Origin of the sequence: Photobacterium indicum, assembly GCF_003026215.1 — a bacterium.
In the GTDB taxonomy this organism is placed as follows: domain Bacteria; phylum Pseudomonadota; class Gammaproteobacteria; order Enterobacterales; family Vibrionaceae; genus Photobacterium; species Photobacterium indicum.
The window spans coordinates 55,376-78,069 of the sequence record NZ_PYOC01000019.1 but is presented as its reverse complement, the minus strand read 5'-3'; the positions used below and the strand labels follow the sequence as shown (position 1 = coordinate 78,069).

Annotated in this window: 23 protein-coding genes; 7 read left to right on the top strand and 16 right to left on the bottom strand. The window is 43.0% G+C overall.

All coding sequences use genetic code 11. The features are described from left to right. Positions 1–52: 52 nt before the first annotated feature. The 7 genes from hemW to C9J47_RS26085 all read right to left on the bottom strand — a co-directional run bounded on the left by hemW (position 53) and on the right by C9J47_RS26085 (position 5,203). Positions 53–1,207 carry a radical SAM family heme chaperone HemW gene (gene hemW / locus C9J47_RS26115; RefSeq protein ID WP_107256885.1) on the bottom strand — a complete coding sequence of 385 codons (1,155 nt, stop codon included), beginning with the start codon at positions 1,205–1,207 and terminating at the stop codon, positions 53–55. Next, positions 1,207–1,800, bottom strand: a complete 594-nt coding sequence (locus C9J47_RS26110) for an XTP/dITP diphosphatase (protein WP_107256884.1) — start codon at positions 1,798–1,800, stop codon at positions 1,207–1,209. Before C9J47_RS26110 ends, hemW begins: the two co-directional genes overlap by 1 nt. Positions 1,801–2,259: 459 nt before the next feature. Beyond that, positions 2,260–2,688, bottom strand: a complete 429-nt coding sequence (locus C9J47_RS26105) for a DUF4426 domain-containing protein (RefSeq protein ID WP_107256883.1) — start codon at positions 2,686–2,688, stop codon at positions 2,260–2,262. Positions 2,689–2,778: 90 nt separating this feature from the next. Continuing rightward, entirely contained in the window at positions 2,779–3,072 is a 294-nt protein-coding gene (yggU, locus tag C9J47_RS26100) for a DUF167 family protein YggU (protein WP_041394527.1), read from the bottom strand. Next, the gene (locus tag C9J47_RS26095) at positions 3,069–3,623 is read right to left on the bottom strand and encodes a YggT family protein (RefSeq protein WP_006232521.1); all 555 of its coding nucleotides are present in this window, start codon (positions 3,621–3,623) and stop codon (positions 3,069–3,071) included. The genes yggU and C9J47_RS26095 overlap by 4 nt, the downstream gene beginning before the upstream one ends. Before the next feature lie 9 nt (positions 3,624–3,632). Then, positions 3,633–4,451, bottom strand: coding sequence for a pyrroline-5-carboxylate reductase (gene proC, locus C9J47_RS26090; protein ID WP_107256881.1), 819 nt, complete (start codon positions 4,449–4,451; stop codon positions 3,633–3,635). Between the two features lie 50 nt (positions 4,452–4,501). Next, positions 4,502–5,203, bottom strand: a complete 702-nt coding sequence (locus C9J47_RS26085) for a YggS family pyridoxal phosphate-dependent enzyme (protein WP_107256879.1) — start codon at positions 5,201–5,203, stop codon at positions 4,502–4,504. A 22-nt stretch (positions 5,204–5,225) separates the two neighbouring features. On the opposite strand from C9J47_RS26085, the gene C9J47_RS26080 reads away from it, so the two are divergent. Then, a complete protein-coding gene (locus tag C9J47_RS26080) occupies positions 5,226–6,263 on the top strand; it encodes a type IV pilus twitching motility protein PilT (protein ID WP_107256877.1) in 1,038 nt (345 codons plus the stop codon). 85 nt (positions 6,264–6,348) lie between these two features. Next, positions 6,349–7,452 (top strand): PilT/PilU family type 4a pilus ATPase, encoded by a 1,104-nt coding sequence (locus C9J47_RS26075; protein ID WP_107256875.1) that lies wholly within the window; start codon positions 6,349–6,351, stop codon positions 7,450–7,452. Positions 7,453–7,838: 386 nt separating this feature from the next. Here C9J47_RS26075 and ruvX read toward each other — a convergent pair whose 3' ends face one another. The 7 genes from ruvX to metK form a co-directional block, all read right to left on the bottom strand. Further along, on the bottom strand, positions 7,839–8,267 hold the full coding sequence (ruvX, locus tag C9J47_RS26070) for a Holliday junction resolvase RuvX (RefSeq protein WP_006232526.1): 429 nt from the start codon (positions 8,265–8,267) through the stop codon (positions 7,839–7,841). Next, the gene (locus tag C9J47_RS26065; protein ID WP_006232527.1) at positions 8,264–8,827 is read right to left on the bottom strand and encodes a YqgE/AlgH family protein; all 564 of its coding nucleotides are present in this window, start codon (positions 8,825–8,827) and stop codon (positions 8,264–8,266) included. Before C9J47_RS26065 ends, ruvX begins: the two co-directional genes overlap by 4 nt. Before the next feature lie 335 nt (positions 8,828–9,162). Beyond that, entirely contained in the window at positions 9,163–10,110 is a 948-nt protein-coding gene (gene gshB, locus C9J47_RS26060; protein WP_107256872.1) for a glutathione synthase, read from the bottom strand. 29 nt (positions 10,111–10,139) lie between these two features. After that, positions 10,140–10,871, bottom strand: coding sequence for a 16S rRNA (uracil(1498)-N(3))-methyltransferase (gene rsmE, locus C9J47_RS26055; RefSeq protein ID WP_107256870.1), 732 nt, complete (start codon positions 10,869–10,871; stop codon positions 10,140–10,142). 164 nt (positions 10,872–11,035) lie between these two features. After that, on the bottom strand, positions 11,036–11,779 hold the full coding sequence (locus C9J47_RS26050; protein ID WP_107256868.1) for an endonuclease: 744 nt from the start codon (positions 11,777–11,779) through the stop codon (positions 11,036–11,038). Positions 11,780–11,952: 173 nt separating this feature from the next. Beyond that, the gene (locus tag C9J47_RS26045) at positions 11,953–12,435 is read right to left on the bottom strand and encodes a SprT family zinc-dependent metalloprotease (protein ID WP_107256866.1); all 483 of its coding nucleotides are present in this window, start codon (positions 12,433–12,435) and stop codon (positions 11,953–11,955) included. A gap of 377 nt (positions 12,436–12,812) precedes the next feature. After that, positions 12,813–13,967, bottom strand: coding sequence for a methionine adenosyltransferase (gene metK, locus C9J47_RS26040; protein WP_107256892.1), 1,155 nt, complete (start codon positions 13,965–13,967; stop codon positions 12,813–12,815). Between the two features lie 399 nt (positions 13,968–14,366). Between metK and tkt the strand changes: the two genes are divergently transcribed. From tkt to mscS, 5 genes are all read left to right on the top strand, one after another. Then, positions 14,367–16,379, top strand: a complete 2,013-nt coding sequence (gene tkt / locus C9J47_RS26035) for a transketolase (protein ID WP_107256864.1) — start codon at positions 14,367–14,369, stop codon at positions 16,377–16,379. Positions 16,380–16,653: 274 nt separating this feature from the next. Continuing rightward, positions 16,654–17,712, top strand: coding sequence for an erythrose-4-phosphate dehydrogenase (epd, locus tag C9J47_RS26030; protein ID WP_107256862.1), 1,059 nt, complete (start codon positions 16,654–16,656; stop codon positions 17,710–17,712). An 83-nt stretch (positions 17,713–17,795) separates the two neighbouring features. Beyond that, positions 17,796–18,959, top strand: coding sequence for a phosphoglycerate kinase (locus C9J47_RS26025; RefSeq protein ID WP_006232535.1), 1,164 nt, complete (start codon positions 17,796–17,798; stop codon positions 18,957–18,959). A gap of 145 nt (positions 18,960–19,104) precedes the next feature. Continuing rightward, the gene (gene fbaA, locus C9J47_RS26020; protein WP_107256859.1) at positions 19,105–20,181 is read left to right on the top strand and encodes a class II fructose-bisphosphate aldolase; all 1,077 of its coding nucleotides are present in this window, start codon (positions 19,105–19,107) and stop codon (positions 20,179–20,181) included. Between the two features lie 348 nt (positions 20,182–20,529). After that, entirely contained in the window at positions 20,530–21,414 is an 885-nt protein-coding gene (gene mscS, locus C9J47_RS26015) for a small-conductance mechanosensitive channel MscS (protein WP_107256857.1), read from the top strand. A gap of 87 nt (positions 21,415–21,501) precedes the next feature. Here the strand turns inward: mscS and C9J47_RS26010 are convergent, their stop codons facing one another. Both C9J47_RS26010 and C9J47_RS26005 read right to left on the bottom strand, forming a co-directional pair. Beyond that, on the bottom strand, positions 21,502–22,032 hold the full coding sequence (locus C9J47_RS26010; RefSeq protein WP_107256855.1) for a YbaK/EbsC family protein: 531 nt from the start codon (positions 22,030–22,032) through the stop codon (positions 21,502–21,504). Continuing rightward, positions 22,019–22,654 carry a LysE/ArgO family amino acid transporter gene (locus tag C9J47_RS26005; protein ID WP_107256853.1) on the bottom strand — a complete coding sequence of 212 codons (636 nt, stop codon included), beginning with the start codon at positions 22,652–22,654 and terminating at the stop codon, positions 22,019–22,021. The genes C9J47_RS26010 and C9J47_RS26005 overlap by 14 nt, the downstream gene beginning before the upstream one ends. Positions 22,655–22,694 lie beyond the last annotated feature (40 nt).

Sequence of the window (22,694 nt, the reverse complement as noted above, 5' to 3'; positions counted from 1 at the left end):
TACGAGTATCTTGGCGCACTAAGAATACGCGTAAGATACTCGCTATTTTTTATTAATCTTCGACAAACGCTGCCAGTAAATCATTCAAGAACAGTTTACCGTGTTCGGTTATCTGCCATGTATCGCCAGTATCAATCAGATACTTTTGTTCCAACGCCCACTGAATATTCGTGTCGATAGTATCGAGTGATAGGCCTGTACGGTCACAATAATCTTGCTTTGGACATGCCTCAAGTAAGCGGAATCGATTCATGAAGAACTCAAACGGACGTTCTGCGGCATCAACTTGGGTTTCTTTGTCCAAGTACGGTTTTGCGGGGTTTAAGTAGCCTCTAGGGTGCTTAACTTTTACGGTACGAGTTATGTTGCCATCGGCAAAGCTGACTTTACCGTGTGCGCCACAACCGATACCTAGGTAATCACCAAAGCGCCAATAGTTGAGGTTATGACGGCATTGTAAACCGGGCTTGCTGTAGCCAGATATTTCGTATTGCACATAACCAGCCGCTGCCAGTATCTGATGACCTTGTTCAAAAATATCCCATAAATCGTCATCATCAGGCAATGTTGGTGGCTTAGAATAGAACATGGTATTGGGTTCTATTGTCAGCTGATACCAAGATAAGTGCGGTGGATTTAGCGCAATAGCTTGCTTGAGATCGTACATCGCATCGTCAATGGATTGGTCGGGTAAACCGTGCATCAAATCGATATTAAAGCTGTTTAAGCCTGCCTCTGTTGCAAGCTTGGCGGCTTTTCGTGCTTCATCGCTACCATGGATACGACCAAGGCGGGTTAGTTTTTCATCTTGAAAACTTTGTACACCAATAGATATTCGATTAATACCAACTTCTTGGTAAGCAACAAAACGTCCTGCTTCAACGGTACCAGGGTTGGCTTCCATGGTGATTTCGATATTGTGGCTAAATGGAATTCTTGCTTCAATGCCTTTAAGCAAACGCCCGATTTCTGGTGGAGAAATTAAGCTAGGTGTACCACCGCCAATAAAGATGGAGTGTAACGGACGAACTCCAGCCTCTAGCTGATATTTTGCTAGGTCGATGTCTAAATCTTCGAGTAGGGCATCGATATAATCAAGCTCTGGGATCTCGGTTTTTAATGCATGCGAATTAAAATCGCAATATGGGCATTTTTGAACACACCAAGGAATATGCACATACAGGCTTAGAGGTGGTGGTACTAACATTATGCGTCCTTCAGGGCAGCAAAGAGTTTTTGTAGCGCTTTGCCACGATGAGATAATTCTTTCTTACGTGTTGATTCTAGTTGTGCTGAAGCGCATTGATCTTCAGGTACCCAGAATACAGGATCATAGCCGAAGCCATTTTCACCTTGAGCTTCTATTAAGATACTGCCTTCCCAGCTACCATGACATACTAAAGGTGTTGGATCGTTTTCATGGCGCATCATTACTAATACACAGTGGAAACGGGCAGTACGTTGCTCTGCTGGTACGCCTTCCATATCAGCCAATAGCTTCTCAAGGTTTTGCTGATCTGTGGCATCTTCACCCGCAAAGCGAGCAGAATAAATACCCGGTGCACCTTGTAGAAAATCGACTTCAAGACCAGAATCATCAGCAATGGCTGGTAACCCCGTTTCTTTAGCGGCATGGCGCGCTTTGATGATTGCGTTTTCGATAAACGTGGTGCCAGTTTCAGCAACCGAAGACACATTGAAATCACTTTGTGCAACAACATCAAAACCAAAATCAGCCAGTAAGCTAGCCATTTCTTTTACTTTACCTTGGTTGCCTGTTGCTAATACGAGTTTGCTCATCGGTGTGCCTCTACGATGCTTAATGAAACGAAAAATAAGGGCGACATAATATACCCATGATACTTCAAGATGCAAAGTCAGCAAGGCAAATTGTGCCAATATGCTAGGCATAAAATTGAAGTATAGTTATTCTACATAGAGATTTTATAACAACGCAGATTGGTGCAAGTTGCCTTGCCCTACGGGGCGCAAGCTCGAAAACCAGCCCTGCGTTGTAACATTCAAAAAGTGAATAACAATTACCTCATGTTACGCCTTGCTCTGATTATCGAGCTTGTGCCTGACAAAGCATCTTGAGGTAACATGGGTATATACCTAAGCGGCTTACAGATGCGAGTTTCAGCCGAAATTTATTAGCATGTATGAGCGATGATTAAATCGTGATAGATCATAAAAAAGGAGCCAAAGCTCCTTAATATTGATTGTTATGCGATTACGCTATTTTTTCGTTGCTAGCGTTTAATCAACGTAGAAGGTTTGATCAAATTTAATTTCGCCATTAGTCCCATTTTGGAACACATCAATTGTAAATTTGAAACTCTCTTCATTGGCATGATTAAGTTCAGCTATGTAGTAAATAGCCTTACCTTCACGTACTTCACGAAAGGCGAGCTTCTTTTCGGTGCCGAGTAAGTTTCGCGCCTTTCCAGATAGCTGTGCCGTCACCGCAGGCTTTCCTTTGGCTGAAGTATCAAGCACGGTTACATTCACTACTGCTGAATATCGGCTACGTGTAATACGGTAAGTATTGGCAACTTCTGGCGTTAGAAATGTCGATGGAAAGCTTGAATAATGCACTTCAAGATTACCGATATTTTTGAGTTGTTCTGCTTGAGCTGGTAATGCGATAAAGAGCACTGCCGACAATAAACATAGAATACGAATCATGACATTATCCTTTTAGATACCCACCTGATAATAAAAGACCGCAATCATCAGATGGGTATTACAAACTTCCTTTAGTATAGCTGTAATGCCCTATAGCAACTCTGCGATCACCGGCGGAATTTCTCGTGGACTTTCAATACGCACTTGTTTATGACGACCTTGCATTCCTTTCTCTATCAGCACTTGGCCTTTAGCGACGCGAAATTGTTTTGCCAGAAATTTACTTAAGTGTGCATTGGCTTTGCCATCAACGGGTGGTGCTGTAATTGCTATTTTTAGCTCTTCACCGTGCAAGCCAACGATTTGATCGCGGCTTGCTTTCGGTTGAATGTACAGGCGAATAAGTAAATCATCGCCTGTTTTACTTACAGCACTTTGGCTCATAGTTGGAACCAAACCGGACCGATCAAATCACCCATCAGAAAGTTAGCGAACTGCAGGCCAAGAAATAGCACTAATACGCTTAAATCTAAACCGCCCATTGCCGGAATAACACGACGAATAGGCGCTGTTAGTGGTTCTGTTAGTTGATGCATGACAAATTCAATTGGGTTACGACCTTGGCTTACCCAGCTAAGGATGGCACGAAGCAGTAGAATCCAAAATAGAAGGCCACCAGCTGCTTTTAGCAGAGATAGTGCACCAATCCATAAGAAGTCAGGGCTAAATACAATGCCGCCATTGAGTGCTAATTGTAGTGTTAAAAACTTACCAATACTTAGCACATAAGCGAAAATTAATGTCGCTAAATCAAAACCACCGATAGGCGGAATGATACGGCGAAGGGGGGCAACAATAGGTTGTGTTGCTTTCACTACAAACTGAGAGAACGGGTTGTAGAAATCAGCACGAGCCCATTGTAGCCATATTCTAATTAACACGACCATAATGTAGAGGTCGAAAACAGTACTTACTAAAAAACCAAGAGAGTTCATATATTAACCTTAAAACAGTTTTTCCATTTCTTCAGCGCGAGATACCGCAGCACGCATTGCTTTGGCTACGATATCACTAAGTTGGTGTTCGTTAAATGTGCGAATGGCTTCTGCCGTTGTTCCACCTTTTGATGTTACTTGCTCGCGCAAGGTCGATAATTCAGTCTCGGGATTCGCCTTTACTAGTTCTGCCGCCCCTAATGCGGATTGCTGAACGAGTAAACGTGCTGTATCGGCATCGAAACCTTGTTTAATCGCTTCTTTTTGCATTGCTTCCATAAAGAGAAAGAAATAAGCCGGTGCACTACCTGCTGCAGCGATCACACCGTTAATATCTGATTCTTGTTGCACCCAACAGGCTTCACCCACTGCTTGCATTAGTTGTTCTGCATAGACTTTATCATTTACAGATACACTTTGTGATGCGAATAGGCCACTCATGCCTTTACCGATCAATGATGGCGTATTAGGCATCACTCGAACAAGATTAAGCTCAGTATTTAGCATTTCATTTAAACGAGAAGCAGAGATACCTGCTGCAATTGAAATGACTAATTTATTCGAGAAGTTGATATCTTGCAGTGCACTACAAACGCTTTCCATTAATTGGGGCTTAACCGCAAGCACAATGACATCAGCTTGCTGCGCAGCGCGTAGGTTATCGGCATCGGTATGAATACCATAATCACGCGCTAAAGGTTCACGACGCGCTTCGCTAGGAGCCGTTGCGGTAATCTTATTGGCTGGGTAGCCACTTGCAACTAACCCTGCAATGATTGAACGCGCCATATTGCCTGCGCCAATGAAGGTGATCGAGCGTTGTTCCATGAAAAATCCTTATTAAATAAGTAGAGAGGAGGCGAATTTCTCGTCTCTGTCTACGTGTAATCACGTGCGCCGAAAATCGCAGTACCAATGCGTACTATTGTACTGCCTGCTGCGATGGCTGCGTCCATATCACCGCTCATACCCATAGATAATGTGTCGATCTGTGGGTATTTTATGTGTAATTGTTGTTGTGCATCCGCCAGTAATTTAAAGGCTGCATATTGACAGTCATAACTGTCGGCTTTTTGTGGGATCGACATCAATCCACGCAAGACCAAATTGGGCATGGTTGCAATCTCATCCGCTAAAGCAGCTAAGTCGTTAATATTAACGCCTGATTTACTCTCTTCACCGCTGGTATTAACCTGTAGCAATATATTCAGAGGCGCCATACTTGATGGACGTTGTTCATTGAGTCTTCGCGCCGTTTTAATACGATCAACTGAATGCACCCAATCGAAATGCTCTGCAATTGGGCGTGTTTTATTGGATTGTATTGGACCAATAAAGTGCCAAACAATTTCTTCAGTTTGTGCACGATTTGCAAAATGCTGCACTTTTTCAACGCCTTCCTGCACGTAGTTTTCACCAAATGCACGCTGACCCGCCGCAATTGCATCATCAATTGCCGCGATTGGTTTTGTTTTACTTACCGCCAAGAGTTGCACGGAATCTGTTGTTCGACCGCATTTTTCGGTCGCAGAAGTTATCTGACTGATGACCTGTTCAATATTTTGTTTGATACTACTCATAATTGATTCTTGAGGAAAAGTTATGGATATCACAGAACTACTGGACTTTAGTGTAAAGCATAATGCGTCAGATCTGCACCTTTCTGCGGGTGTTCCACCAATGATCCGTGTTGATGGTGATGTTAGAAAACTCAGCCTACCAGCTTTAGACCATTCAGAAGTACACCGTTTAGTGTTCGACATTATGAACGATGCACAGCGCCGTGAATACGAAGAAAGGCTGGAAGTCGATTTTTCATTTGAATTACCTAATGTAGGTCGCTTTCGTGTGAATGCGTTTCATCAATCTCGTGGTGGCGCTGCAGTATTTAGAACGATTCCTGTCGCAATTCCCACCCTCGAATCACTTAATGTGCCCGATGTTTTTTATAAAATCGCGCAATGTCAGCGTGGTTTAGTTTTGGTAACAGGGGCGACTGGTTCAGGTAAGTCCACTACGATTGCCGCCTTAGTGGATTATATTAACGAAAATACCAATAGCCATATATTAACCATTGAAGATCCGGTGGAATTTGTACATACCAGTAAGCGTTGTTTGATCAACCAGCGTGAAGTACACCGTGATACGCACAGTTTTCACAATGCATTGCGTTCTGCCTTGCGTGAAGACCCTGATGTGATTGTGGTGGGGGAATTGCGTGATCAAGAAACCATTAGCTTGGCACTGACAGCTGCTGAAACGGGGCATTTGGTATTAGGTACTCTGCACACTAGCTCTGCGGCGAAAACTGTCGACCGTATTATCGATGTATTTCCGGGTAATGATAAGGACATGGTACGTTCAATGCTGTCTGAATCGTTACGTGCCGTGGTATCACAAAGTCTGCTCAAAAGTGTCAATGGTGGGCGAGTTGCAGCGCATGAAGTAATGATCGCCACCCCCGCGATTAGAAACCTGATCCGAGAAAGCAAAGTTGCGCAAATGTATTCAATGATCCAAACGGGATCATCTATGGGTATGCAAACCATGGAACAAAGCGTCAAAATGTTGGTGGCACAAGGTAGTGTTGATTCTGAGGAAGGGCGTCGTATAGTCAATGGTGCATCATCAATCATGTAAATAAACATCATTGGCTTACTATCGCTGTGCGGTTTGTAGCCGAGAATAACCCTTTTCTATTGGAATTTTAAACGAAGGAACGAGAATGAAGCTGCAAGATATTCTCAATGAAGTCGTCAGCAAAAAAGCATCGGATTTATATATTACTGTTGATTCACCTTGTCTATTACGTATTGACGGTCACCTGTATGCATTAGGTGAAGAATTAATGCGTGAAGGGGTTGATGCATTGTTTGATGAAGCGATGGATCGGGAGTTATACCAAGAATTTGTCACGACACGTGAAGCCAATTTTGCATTAGTACGTGGTGATATGCGTTTTCGGGTGAGTGCATTTTGGCAGCGTGAATTACCGGGTATGGTCATTCGTCGAATTGAAACTAATATTCCTGATTTGACTGATCTTAATTTGCCCATTGATATGCAAAGAATGGCGTTAGCAAAGCGTGGTTTAGTGCTCATTGTCGGTGCGACAGGCTCGGGTAAATCGACCTCAATGGCGGCTATGACTGGCTATCGAAATAAAAACCGTAGTGGTCATATTTTAACGGTAGAAGATCCCATTGAGTTTGTGCATAAACATGATCGCTGCATCGTTACACAGCGTGAAGTGGGGCTAGATACTGAGAGCTATGAAGTTGCACTAAAGAACTCGCTACGCCAAGCACCAGATATGATTTTAATTGGTGAGATACGCACGCCTGAAACCATGGAATACGCAATGAACTTTGCTGAAACCGGGCATCTGTGCATGGCGACGCTACATGCCAATAATGCCAATCAGGCACTGGAGAGAATTCTGCACTTAGTGCCGAAAGAACGCCGAGATCAGTTTTTGTTTGATCTGTCTTTAAACCTTAAATGTATTTTGGCACAACAGTTGATCCCTGATGCACATGGTATTGGTCGGCATGCGACATTTGAATTATTGCTGAATACGCCACGCGTGGCAGATCTTATTCGTCGTGGCGAATTGCATGAGATCAAAGATGTAATGGCGAAGTCAGGTGAATCCGGCATGATGACGTTTGATCAATCACTTTATCAATTATTTAGTGAAGGAAAGATCACTGAACAAGATGCACTCCACCATGCAGATTCTGCGAACGATCTACGCTTGATGATCAAGGTAGGGGCTCAAAATAAGATGGGCGGCAGTGCGTTAGATGGCGTAACCGTTGAATTGTGATTGGCAGTTTTAGAGTAGCTATGATCCTAAAGCTATAAATGCTGCTAATTGTTGTAACTATCTATAATTTAACACTTAAATTAAGTAGCAAGATCCTGATGTACAGCTTGTATAGCTTTGGAGTTATAGTAGTCCAAAAGCTGTACAAGCTGATCAAGCAAGGTAAATACTGGATCTTTATCTTCAGTTCATAAATAACTAGGCAGGTGAGGTAGGTTGGCGCTGTTTTTTGTTCAAAAAGCTGTACAAGATGATCATTTGCTGTATTTAAGCGGATTTATAACGATGATGATCAAGATAGGAGTGCTGGCAGAAAAGTGTGTATGTATCGGGAAAATGACGAGGAAGATACGAGCACCGAAATGCAATTCGATACTCGTATCTATTTAACCGTATTGGCGTTCAAACCAGCTTTCTAAAATAACCACTGCTGATTGTGAATCGATATTACCTTTACTTAATGAACGGTATCCACCACGTTCAAATAAGTCTGCTTTTGCTTCAACAGTACTTAATCGTTCGTCGTGTAGCTCAACAACACAACCGAACCGACCGTGAATACGATTGGCGAATTTTTTTGCGCGAGGGGTAATACTTTCAAGCTCTCCACCTTCTAAGTCGAGAGGTAGGCCAACAACGACTAAATCGGGCTGCCATTCTTTTAAAATTTTACCAATGTCATCCCAGTTGGGAATGCCATCTTTTGCTTTAAGTGCAGCTAAAGGGTTTGCTGTACCTGTTAGTTCTTGACCGATTGCAACACCAATACTTTTTGTGCCGTAATCAAATGCTAATACACTGCGTGAGTTACTCATGCATGTCCTTTTTCGATCGAAAGGTTGGCCGGGTTTATACCTAAGCGGGCGACGGCAGTATCCCATCGCTCATTTATAGGGGTTTCAAAAATCACTTCAGCGTCGGCTTCCATCGTTAACCAGCTATTTTCGGCTAGCTCTTGCTCTAATTGCCCTGCAGACCATCCTGCATAACCTAATGCGACGATGAATTTTTCCGGTGCTTCGCTAGTACCTAGTAACGGTAAAATATCTTGTGATGTGGTTACCGATAGCTCATCGTTAATGCTGATACTCGAATCAAACTGACCTTTGGGCTGATGCAAAACAAAGCCTCGATCTTCAGAAACAGGTCCGCCGTTTAATACCGATTGCGTTAGGCTATCGGGGTTATTCAAGGGAAGATCACGCTCGACTTCAATCTGTTCAAGCATATTGCCAACAGATATTTCAATTGGCAAATTGATGACTAAGCCCATAGCACCTTCTTCATTGTGCTCACAAACATACACAACCCCACGTTTAAAATGTGGGTCTTGCATGCTAGGCATGGCGACTAGAAAATGGTTAGTTAAATTCATAGATCACACCGACAGCTAATTGAAAAATATGATTCTCTACCTACAGTATGCAGAGTATTTTAGGGAATTGGTATTAGGGGGTGTTGATCTTGCAATATTGTTGTGATTAAAGAGTAAAAATTCTTCAGACAAGGTACGAAGAGAGGGGTTGGCTTAGCCTGATTATGCTTATTAGAGGAACGCAGTCTTGCCATCTTTAAACATCTACGTTGTTAATGCGAAGGTAAGATATAAATGAAGGTGGTTGTATGATCTCTGCTCTTATTTTAATAAGAGCAGAGATTCAATGTGTTATGGGCTCTGTTGAAAGATCAACGAGCTCTAATCACACTGCTTTATTTCTCTAATCGACGCTCGATTGCATCCATTAGCTTACCTGTAATAGAAATATCGAAAGCAGCTTCGATCTCACGAATACACGTTGGGCTTGTTACGTTAATTTCCGTTAGTTTGTCACCGATAACATCCAATCCGACAAAGATCAGACCTTTTTCTTTCAATATCGGTGCAACGGTTTCTGCAATCATGCGATCGGTTTCACTGATAGGGCGTGCTTCACCACGACCGCCTGCTGCTAGGTTACCGCGCGTCTCACCTTTAGCGGGAATACGTGCTAAGCAATATGGCATTGGCTCGCCATCTACCACCAGAATGCGCTTATCACCATTGCTGATATCTGGTACGAATGTTTGCGCCATACAGTAGGTGGTGCCCATTGCTGTAAGGGTTTCAATAATCACAGAGACATTCGGATCGCCCTTCATTACACGGAAGATAGAAGAACCGCCCATGCCATCTAAAGGTTTTAGGATCACATCACCGTGTTCTTGGTGGAATGCTTTTAGTTTATCTGCACGACGAGTAACCATTGTTGTTGGGGTTAGCTCTGGGAACCATGCTGTAAATAATTTTTCATTACAATCACGTAGGCTCTGAGGTTTGTTTACGATCAGCGCACCTTCGTTTTCTGCACGCTCAAGAATATAGGTCGCATAGATATATTCAGTATCGAACGGGGGATCTTTGCGCATTAATACAGCGTCTAAATCTGATAATGCGATTTCTTGTTCACTTTGGAATTCAAACCAACCGTTTGGATCTTCTTGTAAGCTAACCACGCGAGTACGAGCAACGGCTTTGCCTTGTTCTAAAGACAAATCGTTCATTTCCATATAATGGATTTCCCAACCGCGACGCTGTGCTTCCATCATCATGGCAAAGCTGGAATCTTTTTTAATGTTGATAGACTCGATTGGGTCCATCACGATGCCCAGTTTGATCATTTGTATCTCCTAATCTGTCGTTGGTTTGGTTAACCTAAATCACCAAAGCGTACTTGAAGTGCTGTAATCGCTGTCATTGCTGTTGTTTCGGTACGAAGTACACGCGGACCAAGCAAGATTTCATCGAACTTATATTGCTCTGTCATGCCAATTTCCTCAGCAGACAAGCCGCCTTCCGGACCAATAAGCAAGCGTACTTTTGTTACAGGCTCAGGCAAAGTATTGATCGAGTAGTTTGCTCGAGGGTGTAAGTTCAGTTTTAAACCATCGTACTCTTCAGCACACCAGTCTTCTAGTTTCATTACTGGCCGGATTTCAGGGATCACATTACGGCCACATTGCTCGCAGGCTGCAATTACAATTTTTTGCCATTGTGATAGTTTCTTTTCAAAACGTTCGGCATTAAGTTTTACGCCGCAACGCTCTGAAATCAGGGGAGTAATTGTCTTAACGCCCAGCTCTACTGATTTCTGGATGGTAAATTCCATTTTCTCACCACGAGAAATCACCTGTCCTAGGTGAATGTTAAGCGGAGACTCAATGCTGTTTTCGTTGCGGCACTGGATCTCTACTTCAACACTTTTCTTGCTGGCTGTGCTAATAACGGCTGGAAATTCAGCATCGCTACCATCGAACAACAACACTTCCTGACCCACTTGCATGCGCATAACACGACCAACGTGATTGGCAGCGTCATCGCTTAACATTACCTTGCCTTGTGAAGGTAATAGTTCAGGGTGGTAAATTCGGGGGATTCTCATGGCGAGGTCGATAACCTGTAATAATTTAATGTTCTTGCGTGAATATTAACATGGATGCGAGAAGAGCGAATTACAAGGTTAAGGGAAAATAACATCGAGATTAGCAGCAGGGGATAGTCTTCGTTACTCACGTTATAATCGATAACGTGAGTAACGCTATAAAATTAGTAACCCGATTTTTGACAGGCTTTAAGCACAAAGCTGTTGTGATTATCTTGAATGTTAGCAATCCGACGGTCGCGTTCACATTCCCATGTACTTACAGGGTATTGTCGGTTCCATGCTTCCATTAACTGACGTTGCTGACTAGATAACGCCATTTTATATTCTTGGTTCATGTACAGATAGGTACGTGCAATGGCTCCACGTGATTGCTCTGGTGGATCAGCACGGCGATTTTTGAAATCAATTTTCATGTCACACTGACCATAAGAAGCGCCTTTATTGCCATTCCATGGTAAGAATGCGTAGTTAGAACGATCGCCATTCACCTCACCAACCGCTGGTGTTAAATTATGAAGATCGGCCTGCATAGAACGATAGGCTGGATTCATTTTCGTGGCGCAAGAGCGGCCTTTATAGGCTTTTCCTTTACTGTTCACACATTGAGGGTGACCTTCACGCCATTCTACAAATGCTCGGCCAAAGTTTTCGGCCGGTACCACGTGTTCCCACTCTATTCGGTTAGCCCGTTTTTCTTGTTTACGAATCTCATAACCACAACTCGCAAGATCAGGCAGCCCTTTTTTACCTTGCCATGTAATAGCACAGCCGCAGTAGAAGCTGGTGGGGTGATCTTGATAGATCTCAACGGCGAGACGCTTTGCTTTACTAAATGAAGAAGGGGGAGCGGCAAGGGCTGTTGCTGGCAATAGTAAGAGTACTAGCCATGTAAATGGTCTGTTCATTGGATATCCTGCGCTGAAAATCAGTCTAACAAGCTTATCAATATCCAATTATTTTAGAAGCACTTCACTGTTTTTATTATTGTTAATTACATTTATTGATCAACAATCACAAGTATAATAACGAGGTTTATCTATTTTTATCTGCGGTCGCGTTATACCAATTTAGATTGGTGTTATATCTTTGGTGACAATGCTTGACGGCACTGGGTGCAGTGGTAAAGGGTTTGTTGGCGGATAATTTTATTATGGCGGCGAATACTCAGATGATGATCGCGGCAGGCGCAATGATAAAGAAACGTTGAACCGCGCACTGATGAGATATCAAAACTGTGGGTGGTGCGAGCAGGGATCCCAAAGACTTGAGTCATCATTGTTTGCCACTCTTTGCCATGTGGTCGAACACGTCCAAACAGTTTAAAAGTGAGTAAATGGGCGACTTCATGAGGCACAACTTCATTTATGAATGCCTCTGGATTTTCAGCGAGTAACACTGGATTAAACCGTACTTCCCACTGTGAATAACGAGCACTGCCTGCAATTTTTCCACGCTGTTTAAAGCTAACAACGGGTATATCAAATGACTGGTTTAATTTTTTTTCAGCAAGAGCAATACAATCGCGTGCTTTATTAATGACCTGAGTGTGAAGAGGGGGCATGCATTTTTCTTTCGTTGGTAATGAGTCGACGATTTTAAAGATTGTATACCCAAGTTACCTCAAGATGCTCGTTTCAGCGAGAATTTGTTGGGCTCTAGGCAAGGCACTTATTTATAGACCTAGTTGTTCTACGTTGAAAATAAGTAACACCGGATAGAGCCCAACAAAACTCGCCCTTCGGGAGTGATTCAGCGTATCTACTTCTGTGTCAAATGTGTTTGAAAGGGAATGCCATTCCTACACACATTTCCCTTGAATTAAATACGCTGATATCACTCTGAATCCTGCATCTTGAGGTAGCTTGGGTATACGCTAATTTTCATATATAAAAAAAGGAAGCCAAGGCTTCCTTTTTATTAGCTGTTGTACCACTTTGCTTACTTAATGTTAGCGAAGTCGCGTAGCATTTCAACTTTATCAGTCGCTTCCCAAGGGAATTCTTCACGACCAAAGTGACCGTATGCTGCTGTTTTCTTGTAGATTGGCTGAAGCAGGTCAAGCATTTCGATTAGGCCGTATGGGCGTAAATCGAAGTTTTGACGAACAGCATCAACAATGATGTCATGAGACACTTTTTCAGTACCAAACGTTTCAACCATGATAGATGTTGGATCTGCAACACCAATCGCGTATGAAAGCTGAATTTCACAACGCGCAGCCAGACCAGCAGCAACAATGTTTTTAGCAACATAACGTGCTGCGTAAGCTGCTGAACGGTCAACTTTTGATGGATCTTTACCTGAGAATGCACCGCCACCGTGACGTGCTGCACCGCCGTATGTATCAACAATAATCTTACGACCAGTAAGACCACAGTCACCCATAGGGCCACCGATAACGAAACGACCCGTTGGGTTGATGAAGAATTTAGTTTCTTTAGTCAGCCACTCTGAAGGCAGTACTGGCTTGATGATTTCTTCCATTACTGCTTCTTGCAATACAGGTAGATCAATACAGTCGCTGTGCTGAGTTGAAAGAACCACTGCATCGATACCAACAATTTTACCTTGATCGTATGCGAATGTTACCTGGCTTTTTGCATCTGGGCGTAACCAAGGTAGCGTACCGTTTTTACGTACTTTAGCTTGACGCTCAACTAAACGGTGCGCATACGTAACAGGTGCAGGCATTAGCACGTCTGTTTCGTCTGATGCGTAACCAAACATGATGCCTTGGTCACCAGCGCCTAGTTCGCGCGGATCTTCACGGTCAACACCTTGATTGATGTCTGGAGACTGCTTACCGATTGCACTTAATACAGCACAAGAGTTTGCGTCAAAACCCATTTCAGAGTTTACGTAGCCGATTTCACGAACCGTCTCACGTGTAATTTCTTCGATATCAACCCATGCAGAAGTGGTGATTTCACCGCCAACCATTACCATGCCGGTTTTTACATAAGTCTCACAAGCAACACGTGCTTTTGGGTCTTGCTCTAGAATTGCATCCAAGACTGCATCTGAGATTTGGTCTGCAATTTTATCTGGATGACCTTCCGATACAGACTCAGAAGTAAACAGGTGTTTTGCCATGAGTATTCTCACTTCATTAACATTGATTGATAAGCGATAGCTCTGGTGAATACTTGCTTGTAAATCATTACAGGCATACACGGATATACGTTTGTATGTATAGAGCTACCTCCGTCTAGACGGCTATAATACTCGAAGTAGTTATAAAATCAACAGCACGAAGAGTAAGGTCATCTTTATTTCGTGGAAGCAAACGTTTCCCTTAACTGCTTTTATTTACAGTAGCTTAGTGATGCTTATTTTCAGCCTATTGAAAATAGGCTAATTTTCTTCAGGAAAACGATTGCAGTAAGGGGGCTGTCTTTGCGACAATACCCGCCCGCCGAATCATGGTTAATTGGTCGCGTTTTTGCTGACCGATAACTTAAAATATACAGTCTACGAATTTCTGGAGCAGACATGTCTTCACGTAACGCTAATTCTCGTAAAGAGCTGGCAAATGCAATCCGTGCCCTAAGTATGGACGGTGTTCAACAAGCTAACTCTGGCCACCCTGGTGCACCAATGGGTATGGCTGATATCGCTGAAGTACTGTGGCGCAGCCACATGAACCACAACCCACAGAACCCACAGTGGGCTGATCGCGACCGTTTCATTTTGTCAAACGGCCACGGTTCAATGCTAATTTATTCTCTGCTTCACCTAACAGGTTACGATCTGTCGATTAGCGACCTGAAAAACTTCCGTCAACTTCACTCTAAAACACCGGGCCACCCTGAATACGGTTACGCACCAGGTGTTGAAACGACGACAGGTCCACTGGGCCAGGGTATTACCAACGCGGTAGGTATGGCGATTGCTGAAAAAGCAATGGCAGATCAGTTCAACCGTGACGGCCATGATATCGTCGATCACTTCACTTACACCTTTATGGGTGATGGCTGCATGATGGAAGGTATTTCTCATGAAGCATGTTCTCTAGCGGGTACGCTGGGTCTTGGCAAGCTGGTTGCTTTCTGGGATGACAACGGTATCTCTATCGATGGTGAAGTAGAAGGTTGGTTCACTGACGATACACCTAAGCGTTTTGAAGCGTACGGCTGGCATGTTATTCCTGCGGTTGATGGTCACGATGCTGACGCAATCAACGCGGCAATCGAAGCAGCAAAAGCGGAAACAGGTAAGCCAACGCTTATTTGTACTAAGACTGTTATCGGCTTTGGTTCGCCAAACAAAGCGGGTACACACGATTGTCACGGTGCTCCTCTAGGTGCTGAAGAAATCACAGCTGCACGTGAATTCCTTGGCTGGAACCACGGTCCTTTCGAAATCCCTGCTGACATTGCAGCTGAGTGGGACGCGAAAGAAGCTGGCTCTGCAAAAGAATCGGCATGGGACGAGAAGTTTGCAGCATACGCAGCGGCTCACCCTGAACTAGCCGCTGAATTTAAGCGTCGTTCTGTTGGTGATCTTCCTGCTAACTGGGAAGCTGAAACAAGTAAAATCATCGCTGATCTTCAAGCGAACCCAGCAAACATTGCTTCACGTAAAGCGTCTCAAAACGCACTAGAAGCATTCGGTAAGCTTGTTCCTGAATTCATGGGCGGCTCTGCTGACCTTGCACCGTCTAACTTGACGATGTGGTCGGGTTCAAAAGCACTAGAAGCTGGCGACTTTAGCGGTAACTACATCCACTATGGTGTACGTGAATTCGCAATGACCGCTATCATCAACGGCATGGCGCTACACGGCGGTTTCGTACCTTACGGTGCAACATTCCTAATGTTCATGGAATACGCACGTAACGCAATGCGTATGGCTGCGCTGATGAAAATTCAGAACATTCAGGTGTACACACACGACTCAATCGGTCTGGGTGAAGATGGTCCTACGCACCAGCCAGTAGAGCAGATTGCTTCACTGCGCCTAACACCTAACATGAGCACATGGCGTCCATGTGATCAGGTTGAATCTGCAGTTGCTTGGAAACTGGCAATCGAACGTAAAGATGGCCCTACAGCGCTAATCTTCTCGCGTCAGAACCTAGCACAACAACCACGTACAGATGCGCAAGTTGCTGATATCGCGAAGGGTGGTTACATCCTGAAAGATTGTGAAGGTAAGCCAGAGCTTATTCTTATCGCAACAGGCTCTGAAGTTGAGCTAGTAACAGAAGCTTACGCCCAGCTAACTGCTGATGGCCGTAAAGTTCGCGTTGTTTCTATGCCAGCAACAGATACATTCGATAAGCAAGATGCTGCTTACCGTGAATCTGTATTACCGTCTGATGTGACTGCACGTATCGCAGTTGAAGCCGGTATTGCTGATTTCTGGTACAAGTATGTAGGCTTCGATGGTCGCATCATCGGTATGACAACATTTGGTGAGTCTGCACCAGCAGGCGAGCTATTCAAGATGTTTGGCTTTACGGTTGAAAACGTTGTTGATACAGCAAAAGAGCTTCTTGCTTAATTGTTGACGATCCCTTGAATGGAATTTCTCTATTTTAAGGTGATTTATTTCGCAGTGTGAAAAAAAGGCTTCCGATGGAGGCCTTTTTTATTGGAAAATGTGAACTAAAACGACTGTTTTTCAGTATTTTCGTCTTTATTATCAGTCTTTATTGTACTTACATAGTTGATTTTATTGTTTTATCTTGGTGTTGAGTGAGAGCTGTCACAATTATCGTGATTCCAAGCGGAGCTTGTTATACACTAGCGCTGTTGATTACTTTTGTAGCACGGATATGACACTAAAAGTCGCAATTAACGGATTTGGTCGCATCGGACGCAGTGTGCTTCGCGCATTGTACGAGAGCGGCAAACACCACCACATCAGTGTCGTGGCAGTCAATGAATTGGCTGAGCCTGAAGCTATGGCTCACTTATTACAATATGACTCTAGCCATGGACGTTTCTTTAAGCCTGTCTCACATGATCAAGAGCATTTGTTTATTGCTCATGAAAATGGAGAACGGGATGATATTCGTATCTTGCATCAAAGCGATATAAACCTCCTTCCTTGGCATAATTTAGATGTCGATATAGTTCTTGATTGTACTGGGGTATATGGTTCTCGCGAAGATGGTCTTGCCCATATCAAAGCAGGTGCCAAGAAAGTTTTATTCTCTCACCCTGCCGCGAATGATATCGACAATACCATTATCTATGGTGTTAACCACAAAACACTCACATCAGAACACCGCATTGTTTCTAATGGCTCATGTACGACGAATTGTATCGTAACTGTCATTAAGATTATTGATGATGCTTTTGGCATTGAATCTGGCACCATCACCACTATTCACTCAGCGATGAATGATCAACAAGTAATTGATGGTTATCATTCAGATCTACGCCGAACGCGTGCCGCGAGTCAGTCTATTATTCCTGTTGATACCAAACTGCATCTTGGAATTGGACGTATATTTCCGAAATTTGCTGACAAATTTGAAGCGATTTCGGTCAGAGTTCCTACAATTAACGTCACTGCGATGGATTTAAGTGTCACAGTTAAGACAAATGTGAAAGTTAATGACGTAAATCAAGCCTTGTCTGATGTGTCTCGTTGTACATTAGAAAGCATAGTGGATTACACCGAAGCACCTTTGGTCTCTATTGACTTTAATCACGATCCCCATAGCGCGATAGTCGATGGCACGCAAACGCGTGTCAGTAATAAGCATTTAATCAAGTTGCTTGTGTGGTGTGATAACGAATGGGGATTCGCGAATCGTATGTTAGATACGGCGTTGGCAATGCATGCTTCTGATGCTGCACAACATAGCGAAGCAAAACCGCAATAAAGAATTATTAGGGCTTAGCACCAAGCGTGCTGGGTTCGTACAAACTTTAATTTTTATTTTTAACACTGTTGAGAGGACGAACAATGTCTGTAATCAAGATGACTGATCTGGAACTTGCTGGTAAGCGCGTATTTATTCGTGCAGATCTAAACGTACCAGTTAAAGAAGGTAAAGTAACTTCTGATGCACGTATCCTTGCATCTCTACCTACAATTAAGCGTTGCCTAGAAGCTGGCGCTAAAGTAATGGTTACTTCTCACCTTGGTCGTCCAACGGAAGGCGAGTACAACGAAGAGTTCTCTCTAGCTCCAGTAGTTAACTACTTAAATGACGCACTAGATTGTGACGTTAAACTAGCGAAAGATTACCTAGATGGTCTTGAACTAAATGCTGGTGAGCTAGTTGTTCTTGAAAACGTTCGCTTTAACAAAGGCGAAAAGAAGAACGAAGAAGAGCTTTCTAAGAAATATGCAGCACTATGTGACATCTTCGTAATGGATGCATTCGGTACGGCTCACCGTGCACAAGCATCTACTCATGGTGTTGGCATGAACGCACCTATCGCGTGTGCTGGTCCTCTACTAGCTGCTGAACTTGAAGCACTTGGCAAAGCAATGGACAACCCTGCTCGTCCACTTGTTGCAATCGTTGGTGGTTCTAAAGTATCAACTAAGCTGACTGTTCTTGAGTCGCTATCTAAAATTGCTGACCAACTTGTTGTTGGTGGTGGCATCGCGAACACATTCATTGCAGCTGAAGGCCACAACGTTGGTAAATCACTGTACGAAGCCGATTTAGTTGAAACAGCTAAAAAGCTAATGAAAGACTGTGCGATTCCTGTTGCAACTGACGTTGCATGTGCAAAAGCATTCGATGAGAACGCAGAAGCTGAAATCAAGCACGTTTCTGAAGTTCAAGACGACGACATGATCTTCGACCTAGGTCCAGATTCAACAGCCGCTCTTGCTGAAATCATCAGCAATGCAAAGACAATTCTTTGGAATGGCCCTGTTGGCGTATTTGAATTCAAAAACTTTGAAGCGGGTACTGCTGGTATTTCTAAAGCAATTGCAGATTCTGAAGGTTTCTCTGTTGCTGGCGGCGGTGACACATTAGCGGCTATCGACAAGTTCGGTATCAAGGCTGACGTTTCTTACATTTCTACTGGCGGCGGCGCGTTCCTTGAGTTCGTTGAGGGTAAAGTATTACCTGCAGTTGCTATGCTAGAAGAACGTGCAAAAGCATAATTAAATAGGAAGGGAGTGAATGCTCCCTTCTTTTAATGTTTGTGAATCTGATCAACTTTTTATAGAATGCTGACCAGAAGCAAACGTTTGCAAAATTTCGTTTAATATTTAACACCGACTACGTAAGTTAATAGGACTAATTGTTATGTCTAAGATCTTCGATTTTGTAAAACCTGGCGTAATTTCTGGCGACGACGTTCAGAAAGTATTTGCAGTAGCAAAAGAAAACAAATTTGCTCTTCCAGCTGTTAACGTTGTTAACACTGACACTATCAATGGTGTTCTAGAAGCAGCTTCTAAAGTTAAAGCGCCAGTTGTTGTTCAGTTCTCTAACGGCGGTGCTGGTTTCTTCGCTGGTAAAGGCGTTAAACTTGAAGGTCAAGGTGCACAAATCCTTGGTGCTGTAGCTGGTGCAAAATACGTTCACGCTGTAGCTGAATCTTACGGTGTTCCAGTTATTCTTCATACTGACCACGCAGCTAAGAAACTTCTTCCATGGATCGACGGTCTACTAGATGCTGGTGAAGAGTTCTTCGCACAAACTGGTAAGCCTCTTTTCTCTTCTCACATGATCGACCTTTCTGAAGAGTCTCTAGAAGAAAATATCGAAATCTGTGGTCAGTACCTAGAGCGTATGGCTAAGATGGGTATGACTCTAGAAATCGAACTAGGTTGTACTGGTGGCGAAGAAGATGGCGTTGATAACTCTGATATGGATGCGTCTGAGCTTTATACTTCTCCTGAAGATGTAGCTTACGCATACGAGAAACTAAACGCTATTAGCCCACGTTTCACTATCGCTGCTTCTTTCGGTAACGTACACGGTGTTTACCAAGCGGGTAACGTTGTTCTTACTCCAACTATCCTACGTGATTCTCAAGCATACTGTGCAGAGAAGTTCGGTATCGCACCTAACGCACTAAACTTCGTATTCCACGGTGGTTCTGGTTCTTCTGAAGCAGAAATCCAAGAGTCTATCGGCTACGGTGTTATCAAAATGAACATCGATACTGATACTCAGTGGGCTTCATGGGATGGCGTTCGTACTTACGAAGCTGAAAACCGTGATTTCCTACAAGGTCAAATCGGTAACCCAACTGGCGAATCTGCGCCAAACAAGAAATACTATGATCCACGCGTTTGGTTACGTGCTGGTCAAGCGTCAATGGTTACGCGTCTAGAGAAAGCATTCTCTGACCTTAACGCAATCGACGTACTGTAATTTATTACAGAATAATCCACGCTTAGGCGTTGGACATTGAGATTATTAAAGCCCGCATTTAGCGGGCTTTTTTTGTTTTGAAACAATACGTTAGATTTTTAGATATTCTTTCTTCGATTTTATTTATGATTATTTATTTTTGTTAGATATTTTTTATTACCTTAACAGCAATAATTTACTTAATAATTCTGACTTTAGTAAATCTTTGGCAGCAAATTATAAAAACGCTGTTATATTAATAGGCAAGTTTGACCCGATATTATGACTCTTCTACGCAACTTATCTGTGAATACGTTGCGTAAAAATAATAGTTGGTGGTTACGGGACTAATAATTAGAGAGACTTATAATGACTGAGAGCGTTACTGACAAGGTTGTCGATACAATTACAGATAATGAATTAACAGAAACGATGTTAAGTGCTGGTAATTGGGTGGCTGATAACCAAGAGTTATTACTGCAATATGCTGTGAATCTTATTTCGGCAGTCTTGATATTATTTATTGGTAATATCATTGTAAAAACCATTGCCAATGGCGTAGCGAAAATGCTGCGTAAGAAAGACATGGACGAAGCCGTTGTTGAGTTCTTACACTCATTGGTTCGTTACTTGTTATTCGTCATTGTTCTAATTGCAGCTTTAGGGCGTTTAGGTGTTCAAACGGCTTCTGTGGTTGCAGTAATTGGTGCCGCTGGTTTAGCTATTGGTTTAGCGCTGCAAGGGTCGTTATCTAACTTTGCTGCTGGCGTATTGATTGTCGCCTTCCGTCCATTTAAGTCTGGTGACTATGTGGAAATTGGTGGTGTGGCGGGTTCTGTTGAATCAATCCAGATTTTCCAAACTATTCTAACAACACCTGATAATAAAATGGTTGTTGTACCCAACGGTGCAGTAATTGGTAGTGCAATTACTAACTACTCTCGTCATGAGACTCGTCGTATTGATTACGTGATTGGTGTTTCTTATAACGCTGATTTGAAAAAAACGAAAGAAGTGCTGACGCGTGTTGTTGAGGCTGATCCCCGCGTATTAAAAGATCCAGCTCCGACTATTGGCGTTGTCGCATTAGCTGATTCATCAGTTAACTTTGTGGTTCGCCCGTGGGTTAAAACAGGTGATTACTGGGCGGTATATTTTGATCTTCTTCAAGCGATTAAAGAAGAGCTTGATAAAGAAGAAATCGGAATCCCATTTCCACAAATGGATGTGCATTTGAATAAGCTGGAAGGTTAATCTAGTTTAGGATGAGCAAAGAAAAATGGAGCCGAATGGCTCCATTTTTATTGGGAAAATCAGGTTAAATACAACGATGATATATTTTCAGGCTGATGATGGTAACTGAATTTGTGGATTCGGTAACAATGCCAGCAATGAATCTAGTTTTGCGCCAGCAAAAGAAAATGTAGAAGTCGGCTTACCTGGGGTGTACATGATTTCATTAAAGCCATACAGTACCGGATCTATAATCAGTGTGACATGTTCGGGCAAACCAAACGGACATACGGCACCTGGTTCACAGCCAATCGCGGCAATCATTTCTTCATTGCTACATATTGATACGCGCTTACCCACTAATGATTTCACCAGTTTACTGTCAAGACGGTTGTCGCGATGGGTCAGCAACAAACAATGACCACCGCCTTTTAGTTTCATGAATAAACTTTTTGTGGGGGCTGCGGTGATACCTAGCTCATCACTGATACGCTGATCGGTATCGAAGTCCAGAATCGGTTCGTGTTGCCACTCTTGATAGTGCACACCTGCTTGCGTGAACAAATCGATATTTATTTGATAAATTTGATCTATTTTATTTGGTGAACTAGCTTCTACTAGCTCATTACTTAATGACATAGTTACTCCATAATTCTGTAATCAAGTGCCCTGCGATGAAAAACATCATGGCTGCAACTGCAATATCAATACCTGCTTTTACCTTAGGTTTTGACAGTGTAGGGGCTAATTTTGCAGCACCCACAGATAAGCTATAAAACCATACGAAAGACGCTAAGATAGTACCAACTGCAAACGCGATACGATCACTGCCTTCGAACTGCCCGCCAATAGAACCCAGAATAACAACAGTATCTAAATATAAATGTGGGTTTAATACCGTAACGGCTAATGCGCCAAGAATAACGGCACGGCGACCATGGGGAATTGTTTGCGTGTGTTGTTGTTCTGGTTGTGTATTTTGTCGTGCACTTTTTAAAGACATGCAGCCATAAAAGAGTAAAAACAAAATACCGCCAATGGTGACAGTAAAAAGTAAGACTTCATTACTTGCTAACAGCGCACCACCGCCAAATATCCCTAAGCTAATAAACAGCACATCACATACACTGCAAATTGTCGCCGTTGTTAAATGATGATTACGTTTAATCCCCTGATTTAGTACATAAGCATTCTGTGCACCTATTGGAATGATCATGCTTGCGCCTAATCCAAACCCTTGCAATAAAACCCAAACATTCATATTAGGTTGCCTTTAAATTGTATCGTTGAGAAATATTTGA